The organism is uncultured Clostridium sp. (assembly GCF_947072515.1).
Lineage (GTDB): Bacteria > Bacillota > Clostridia > Clostridiales > Clostridiaceae > Clostridium.
The window spans coordinates 1-7391 of record NZ_CAMTIG010000099.1 but is presented as its reverse complement, the minus strand read 5'-3'; the positions used below and the strand labels follow the sequence as shown (position 1 = coordinate 7391).

At 27.0% G+C, this 7391-nt stretch carries 9 protein-coding genes; 2 read left to right on the top strand and 7 right to left on the bottom strand.

Going from position 1 to position 7391, the window contains the following annotated elements:
• Positions 1 to 138 precede the first annotated feature (138 nt).
• Both Q0W06_RS18720 and Q0W06_RS18715 read right to left on the bottom strand, forming a co-directional pair.
• Positions 139 to 705, bottom strand: a complete 567-nt coding sequence (locus tag Q0W06_RS18720; protein ID WP_297639412.1) for a hypothetical protein — start codon at positions 703 to 705, stop codon at positions 139 to 141.
• 69 nt (positions 706 to 774) lie between these two features.
• Positions 775 to 1047 carry an acylphosphatase gene (locus Q0W06_RS18715; protein WP_297639409.1) on the bottom strand — a complete coding sequence of 91 codons (273 nt, stop codon included), beginning with the start codon at positions 1045 to 1047 and terminating at the stop codon, positions 775 to 777.
• A 120-nt stretch (positions 1048 to 1167) separates the two neighbouring features.
• Here Q0W06_RS18715 and ndk point away from each other — a divergent pair, with 120 nt between their 5' ends.
• The gene (gene ndk, locus Q0W06_RS18710; RefSeq protein ID WP_297639406.1) at positions 1168 to 1563 is read left to right on the top strand and encodes a nucleoside-diphosphate kinase; all 396 of its coding nucleotides are present in this window, start codon (positions 1168 to 1170) and stop codon (positions 1561 to 1563) included.
• A gap of 36 nt (positions 1564 to 1599) precedes the next feature.
• Here ndk and Q0W06_RS18705 read toward each other — a convergent pair whose 3' ends face one another.
• Genes Q0W06_RS18705 through Q0W06_RS18685 form a run of 5 tightly spaced genes read right to left on the bottom strand, consistent with a single transcriptional unit; the run spans position 1600 to position 5902 of the window.
• The gene (locus tag Q0W06_RS18705) at positions 1600 to 2658 is read right to left on the bottom strand and encodes a spermidine/putrescine ABC transporter substrate-binding protein (RefSeq protein WP_297639403.1); all 1059 of its coding nucleotides are present in this window, start codon (positions 2656 to 2658) and stop codon (positions 1600 to 1602) included.
• Positions 2636 to 3442, bottom strand: coding sequence for an ABC transporter permease (locus Q0W06_RS18700; RefSeq protein ID WP_297639400.1), 807 nt, complete (start codon positions 3440 to 3442; stop codon positions 2636 to 2638). Before Q0W06_RS18700 ends, Q0W06_RS18705 begins: the two co-directional genes overlap by 23 nt.
• On the bottom strand, positions 3436 to 4281 hold the full coding sequence (locus Q0W06_RS18695; RefSeq protein WP_297639397.1) for an ABC transporter permease: 846 nt from the start codon (positions 4279 to 4281) through the stop codon (positions 3436 to 3438). Before Q0W06_RS18695 ends, Q0W06_RS18700 begins: the two co-directional genes overlap by 7 nt.
• Positions 4274 to 5332: a spermidine/putrescine ABC transporter ATP-binding protein gene (gene potA / locus Q0W06_RS18690; protein WP_297639394.1), complete on the bottom strand. Its 1059-nt coding sequence runs from the start codon at positions 5330 to 5332 to the stop codon at positions 4274 to 4276. The genes Q0W06_RS18695 and potA overlap by 8 nt, the downstream gene beginning before the upstream one ends.
• Before the next feature lie 30 nt (positions 5333 to 5362).
• Entirely contained in the window at positions 5363 to 5902 is a 540-nt protein-coding gene (locus tag Q0W06_RS18685) for an XRE family transcriptional regulator (RefSeq protein ID WP_297639391.1), read from the bottom strand.
• A 364-nt stretch (positions 5903 to 6266) separates the two neighbouring features.
• Between Q0W06_RS18685 and Q0W06_RS18680 the strand changes: the two genes are divergently transcribed.
• Complete coding sequence (locus tag Q0W06_RS18680; RefSeq protein WP_297639388.1) at positions 6267 to 7349, top strand: GNAT family N-acetyltransferase; 1083 nt, start codon at positions 6267 to 6269, stop codon at positions 7347 to 7349.
• Positions 7350 to 7391 lie beyond the last annotated feature (42 nt).

The window sequence follows — 7391 nt, the reverse complement described above, 5'->3', positions numbered from 1 at the left end:
ATAAAATAAAGGACTTTTTCAATTTTGAAAAAGTCCTTTGTCTACAAGCTGAAAGAAGGAAAATTATTTTCCTTCTTTTTTAATCTTTAAATTTTAAAGTGATGATAAATTTTTAAATAGACATTAAGATTCATAAACTCATTTTAAATAAAGAGATTGAACATCATCTATTAAAATAGAATCCCAAAGAATATTAGTAATTAAAAATTGTCTTCCTAAGGGAATTATTGTTGAATTTCGATATTCTAGATAATTTTCAGATTTAATATTATGCTTATGCAAAACAGAATCTAATGTTAATTTATTTATTAAAGCATCTTTGAAAATTCTTTCATAAGTAATATCAGTTAATAATGCCTGTCCTAAATGATAAGATATAGTATATTCATTTAAAATATCAACTGCATATTTAGAGGGAAGTGCTTTTTTTATACCATCATCTAATGAGGAAAATTTTGAATCGAACTCATAATCAGTAATTCTTTTTATTGAAGAATTGATTAGAAGATGCATTGAAGATAAGTAGTATTTAATTGATATATTTTTTTTATTCTCTAAGAAATATATATCACCTAATATTGTATATGTGTCATGTAAAGCAGGCTCTAATGAAAGTGATTTAGATAGCGCAAGTTTAGCCTTAGATAAATTATTACGCTTAATCATATCGAAAGCTAACTTTCTAAGAACTAGAGTATCTCCCATAAAACAACCTCCGGAATTTATTAAAATATAATAAAAGTATAACACTTGTAAATATTTACATCAATACTATTAATATACAATATTAAACTTTTTTAAACTACTATCAATTGGGTTTTCAGTAGTAGATATGGAATTTACTTTTATAAATCTATTACCTTTAGAAACTTGGGATAAGAAGACCTGAATTTTATCTACATTACCTTGAATTAATATATCTACAGAACCATCATCTAAATTTTTAGCATATCCAACTAAATCATATTTTAATGCTAAGTTAAGACAAAAATATCTAAATCCAACTCCTTGGACTTTACCAACTACATTAATAAGTATATTATTCATAAAAATAGAACCTCCTGATAAATTATTACAATAATTATAACATAAAAGTTGCATGAAAAACGTTTCGGAAATATAATAGAAGTAGGTATAAATTCAAAATAAAGGAAAAGGAGAAAATTAATGGAAAGAAGTTTAGTTTTAATTAAACCAGATGGAGTAGAAAAGAAGGTTATAGGAAAGATTATAAGTTTTTATGAGGAGAACAAATTAGACATAGTAGAATTAAAACTTATGAATGTTACAGAAGAAATTGCAACAGAACATTATTCAGAGCATAAAGAAAAACCTTTTTTTAGAGAATTAATTGATTTTATAACTAGGGGACCAATATGCGCAATGATTATAGAAGGAGAATCTGCTTTAGAAAGAGTAAGAGCTTTAAATGGAGCAACAGATCCTAAGAAAGCTTGTGAAGGCACCATAAGAAAACTTTATGGTAGTCATATAGGAGAGAACTGTGTTCATAGTTCTGATTCTATAGAAAGTGCAGAACGTGAAATGAAAATTTGGTTTTAAAAAGAAATCCAGTTGAGGTAAATCAACTGGATTTTCTTAAGATTTTAACTTAATCCATTCTTCATCATATAAATCTAATGTTTTGGGATTTAAGTCAGTATATATTTCACAATTTTTTAATTCATCTTTAGTTGGATATTCTTTCTTTATACTTTCAGGAAGCATAGTAAAAGTTTCTGGAATTGGTGTTTGATAACCAATATATTCTACATTTACTAATGCATTTTCAGGATTACATAAAAAGTTTATAAATTCCTCTGCCTCTTTTTTATGAGGAGCTCCTTTAGGAATAGCTAAAGCATCAAACCATTCATTAGTACCTTCTTTAGGAATTATATACTTTATATCAGGATCTTCACTCATCATATAAGCTGCATCTCCAGACCAAACAGGCGCAATAGTAGCTTCTCCAGAAAGCAGAGCATCCTTAACTTCATCCACAAAATAAGCTAAAACTAAAGGCTTTTGTTCTCTTAACAATTCACCAGCTTGCTTAATTTGTTCTGGATTTGTAGAATTCATTGAGTAACCTAAAGATTTAAGTGCTATAGCCATAGAATCACGGACAGAATCAAACATAATAATTTCATTTTTATATTTAGGATTCCAAAGATCTTTCCAGCTATCAATAGGGTCCTTAATATATTTTGAATTATAAGCTATACCAATAGTACCCCACATATAAGGAACTGAATATTCATCTTTAGGATCATAAGAAAGATGTTTAAAAGTATCTCCTATATATTTATAGTTAGGAATATTATTGAAATCTAATTTTTCTAATAAACCTTCCTTAATCATTTTTTCAATCATATAGTCAGAAGGAACAACAATATCATAATTACTAGCACCGCTTTTAACTTTTGCATACATTGTTTCATTTGTATCATAAGTATTGTAGTTTACCTTTATTCCAGTTTCTTCTTGAAACTTAGAAATAAGGGAAGGATCTATATAATCACCCCAGTTATAGATATTTAATACTTTACCAGTAGATTTAGAATGATTTTCTTTTAGCTTAGAATAGCCTTCAAAAAGCCCAAAACAAATTAAAAGAAATATAAGTAAAGCACTAATAACCTTTAATCTTTTCATTTAAATCCCCCTTAGAATTAGTTTTTTTATTAACTATTAAAAGTAAAGCAAGAACTGTAATAAACATTAAAGTTGATAAAGCGTTTATTTGAGGATTAATACCTTTTCTTGCCATTGAATAGATTTCTATTGAAAGGTTTGTTACTCCAGGTCCAGTAGTGAAGAAGGATATAACAAAATCATCAATAGACATTGTAAATGCCATTAAAAGCCCTGCTACAATACCAGGTTTTATTTGTGGCAAGATTACTTTACGTAAAGCATAAGAGTGAGTTGCACCTAAGTCCATAGCAGCTTCAATAGTATTATCTGGTAACTGGCTTAACTTAGGTAATACACAAAGAATTACGTAAGGAATATCAAACACAATATGAGAGATAAGCATAGTTTTAAAACCAAAATTAAATTTTAAAAATATGAAAAGACTCATCATGGCAATACCAGTAACAATATCTGGATTTAAGATTGGAAGATTATTTACATTAAGAAGAAAAATCTTCTTTTTTCCGCGCATATAATAAATTCCAATAGCAGTTATTGTACCAATAATAGTTGCAATAATAGATGCTATTACAGCAATTAAGATTGTATAATAAAGTGCTTCTAATAAAGTCTCGTTTTGAAAAAGTGATTTATACCAATCAAGGGTGAAGCCTGTCCATTTAGCCATAGATTTTGATTTGTTAAATGAAAATACTATTAAAGTAACTATTGGAGCATATAAAAATATAAAAATAAGAATTAAATAAAACTTCTTTAGAAAATTTGATAATTTATTTACCATAGCTTCCCACCCCCTTGTACATTATCATTACTAAACTTAGACATAAATGCCATTGATATTAAAATTAAAATCATTAAAACAATTGCAATGGAAGATCCAAAATGCCAATTATTTATAGATGTAAATTGCTGCTCTATAACATTTCCTATAAGCATAGTTTTTCCACCACCTAAAAGTTTAGAAATAACAAAGGTAGAAACAGCAGGCATAAATACCATAGTTATTCCTGATACAACACCAGGTAAGCTTAAAGGAAATATAATTTTCTTAAAAACATATTTATTATCAGCACCAAGATCTTTTGCAGCATTTATTAAATTAGAATCTATCTTAGATAAAACCGTATATATAGGAAGTATCATAAAAGGAAGAAAATTATAAACCATTCCTAATAAAATTGTTCCATCTCTGTAAAGTAGTTGTATAGGTTCTATTCCAAAAAGACCTAAGAAATTATTTATAACTCCAAATTTTCCTAGTATAGGAATCCAAGCATAAGTTCTTAAAAGAAAATTCATCCACATAGGAAGAATAAAAAGCATAATAAGAAGGTTTCTCTTTTTTATATTAGTTTTAGATATTATATATGCAATTGGAAATCCTAAGATAAGGCAAATTATAGTAGAAATAATTGCAAGCCATAAAGATTTAAAAAATATAGCTGCATATTGCTCTTGAAACATTCTTGTAAAATTAACAAGAGAAAATTTATAACCATCTGCTGTATTTTGAGTTAAACTAAAAAATAAAATTATAAGAAGAGGAACAATAATAAAGAGAATACTCCAAATAAAATAAGGAGTAGATAGAAGGCTGAATTTATTTTTATTCTTACTCATAATTTAAATCAACCTTTCTCATTACATGAATATCTTCAGGGCTTAATCTTATTCCTAGTTTAGAATTTATTTCAGCAGCTTTGGTATTATGAATAATCCATGTGTAATTTGTATTTTCTAATTTAACTTCAATTTCATAATGAACACCTTTAAAAACTACAGATAATACACTGCAAAGTATATGGCCTTCTTGTGGAGGGACCATTTGAATATCTTCAGGTCTTATAACCACATCTACTTTTTCATTTTTATTAAAATCTTTATCTAAAGTCTCAAATACATGTCCACAAAACTCTGTCTTAAAATCATCTAGCATAATACCATCTACAATGTTACTTTCACCAATGAAATCTGCAACGAAGGCATTAGAAGGTTCATTATATATATCTTGTGGAGAACCCATTTGTTGAATAATTCCTTTATTCATAACTACAATAGTATCTGACATAGTTAATGCTTCTTCTTGATCATGTGTAACAAAAATAAAAGTGATTCCTAAACGTTGCTGAATCTTTTTTAATTCAATTTGCATTTCTTTTCTAAGTTTTAAATCAAGTGCACCTAAAGGCTCATCTAGAAGTAAAACCTCAGGTTCATTTACTAATGCACGAGCAATAGCGACTCTTTGTTGCTGACCACCGCTTAAAGAATCAATACTTCTTTTTTCAAAACCAGATAATGCAACTAACTTTAGCATTTCAGTTACTTTTTCTTTAATAGTATCCTTAGGTAATTTTTTAATTTTAAGACCAAATGCAATATTTTCAAAAACATTCATGTGTGGAAAAAGAGCATATTTTTGAAAAACTGTGTTAACAGGTCTTTTATGTGGAGGAATAGATGATAAATCATTATTTCCAAACATAACTACTCCGCTATCAGATGTTTCAAAACCAGCTATAATTTTTAATGTAGTAGTTTTTCCACAACCACTTGGACCTAAAAGTGTTAAAAATTCATTTTTCTTTATATTTAAGCTTAAGTTATCTAATATAACATTATCACCATATTTTTTATTTATATTTTTTATTTCTAAAATATTATCTTTCATTAACAATACCTCTTTCTAAATTAATATTTATTAAAATGAGGGAGGGGTAGCTACCCAAACTATTTTGGCAGTAGTTTTTCCCTCATTGGATATCCAATGATTTACTTTAGGTTTGAAATAAAAAGTTTCTCCTTTTTTTAGTTTATAACTTTTATCACCTAAATGAAGTGTAATATGTCCACTTAAAACTAAACCAAATTCTTCTCCTTCATGTGGCTCTTCCTCTATATAACGTCCATCAGGAAAAATAGTTAGCATTATAGGTTCCATACTATTTTTCTGAGCATTAGGAATTAGCCATTTTAAGTTATATTTAAGAGAGTCATCTTCCGTTACAAACATGTCATCACTAGTAAAAGTGACACGCTCTTCTGTTTTATCACTAAAAAATTCGTTAAGGTTTGTACCTAAAATTTCTAATATATCTACTAAAGTAGCTATAGAGGGTGAAGTTAAATCATTTTCAACTTGTGATATAAAACCTTTTGATAATTCACATCTATTAGCTAATTCTTCTTGAGTTAATCCTTTTGTAATTCTGAGACTTCGGATTTTTTCGCCTATTTCCAAACAGAACACCTACTTTCATATATAAGTTTTACTAAACATAAAGTTTACGATTACTAAACAAGCAAAATAATTATAAAATTTTTTGGAGTAAAAATCAATATATTTATTCAAAAAAAATTAAAAAAATTCAAAAAATAAACCATTTATATAATGGTAAAGAAGTTAAAAGTGTGAAATTAGTTATTAAAAAGGAAGAAAATAATTTATGAAATTCAATTTTGGGAAGAAAAAAATAAATTTTTTGTAAAATAGGATTAAAAATATAATTAATTTTAATAAATAAACCTAAAGAGTGGAAAAAAGCTACATATTTTTGTTATAATGTTACTAAATAACAATGAAGGGGAAATAGAAGGTATAGGATATGAATAAAGAAGGCCTGTATAGAAGAAATGGGAAAAAAGTATATATAAAACAACCGGAATATAGTGAAATGGCATATGTATCTGAACTATGGGGTGATAGAGAAACTATGGAAGGTATTGGTGGTGTCTTTAACTTTAGTACTGAAAAATGGAATCCCTTTTATAAAAAAATGGTAAATCCATCAGATGGAAAAAATTTTTATTGTTTAATATATAATAATAAGGATATACCAGTTGGAGAAGTAAGCTTTCATGGATATGATCTTATTACTAAAACAGCAAGATTCAATATAAAGGTTCATAGTAAATATAGAGGATTAGGATATGGACGTGAAGCTACAAGCTTACTATTAGAATATTATTTCCAAGAGTTTGGTGGAAATATAATGATGGATAATATAAACAATGAAAAGGGAATAAGTTTAGCAAAAAAATTGAATTTTGAGCAAATAGGGAAGTCACGAGATGGAGTTATTTGCAGAATAACAAAAGAAAAATTTTTCAGCACTAATAGAGGAAATAAAAAGAATGTAAAAATATTGATGTTAGATAATATGGACATTTTAGATTATTCTATGCCTTTTGAAATTTTAACAAAGGCAAATGAATTAGCAGGAGAAGAAATTTTTTTAGTTGAGGGAGTAGCTTTTGATGAAAATATTAATCTAGGTTCAAATATAAACTTTACTATAAATAAAAATGATGTTTCTTCTGAAAAAGCTAATATAGTAATAATTCCAGGAGGAGTTAAAGAAGGAAAGAACTCTAAAGAAATTATAGAATATATTTTAAAGAATTATATAGAGTGTGATTATATCTGTGCATTTAGTGAAGGCATAAATTATCTTGTAAAATGTAAAGAGCTAGAAGGTATTATTGTACCTAATGGTAATTGGACAAAAACTTTATCATTACAGGAAAAAAATCAACTTAGAATTGTAAATAGAAATTATGCAGATAACGGAAAAATAATGTTGAGTACTAATATTATGGGAACATTAGAGTTATGTTTAAATTTAGTAAAAAAAGTATATGGCGGAGAACTTGAAAGTAAGATATGCAAAGAGATTGGACTTAAATAAATTAATGTTAATAAAAAGAGCTTTTCAAAAATGAAAAGCTCT

Coding starts and splice junctions, on each gene's coding strand:
- ndk (WP_297639406.1), top strand. CDS start 1,168: ATGGAAAGAAGTTTAGTTTTAATTAAACCAGATGGAGTAGAAAAGAAG.
- Q0W06_RS18705 (WP_297639403.1), bottom strand. CDS start 2,658: ATGAAAAGATTAAAGGTTATTAGTGCTTTACTTATATTTCTTTTAATT.
- Q0W06_RS18695 (WP_297639397.1), bottom strand. CDS start 4,281: ATGAGTAAGAATAAAAATAAATTCAGCCTTCTATCTACTCCTTATTTT.
- Q0W06_RS18680 (WP_297639388.1), top strand. CDS start 6,267: ATGAATAAAGAAGGCCTGTATAGAAGAAATGGGAAAAAAGTATATATA.
- Q0W06_RS18715 (WP_297639409.1), bottom strand. CDS start 1,047: ATGAATAATATACTTATTAATGTAGTTGGTAAAGTCCAAGGAGTTGGA.
- Q0W06_RS18700 (WP_297639400.1), bottom strand. CDS start 3,442: ATGGTAAATAAATTATCAAATTTTCTAAAGAAGTTTTATTTAATTCTT.
- Q0W06_RS18720 (WP_297639412.1), bottom strand. CDS start 705: ATGGGAGATACTCTAGTTCTTAGAAAGTTAGCTTTCGATATGATTAAG.
- potA (WP_297639394.1), bottom strand. CDS start 5,332: ATGAAAGATAATATTTTAGAAATAAAAAATATAAATAAAAAATATGGT.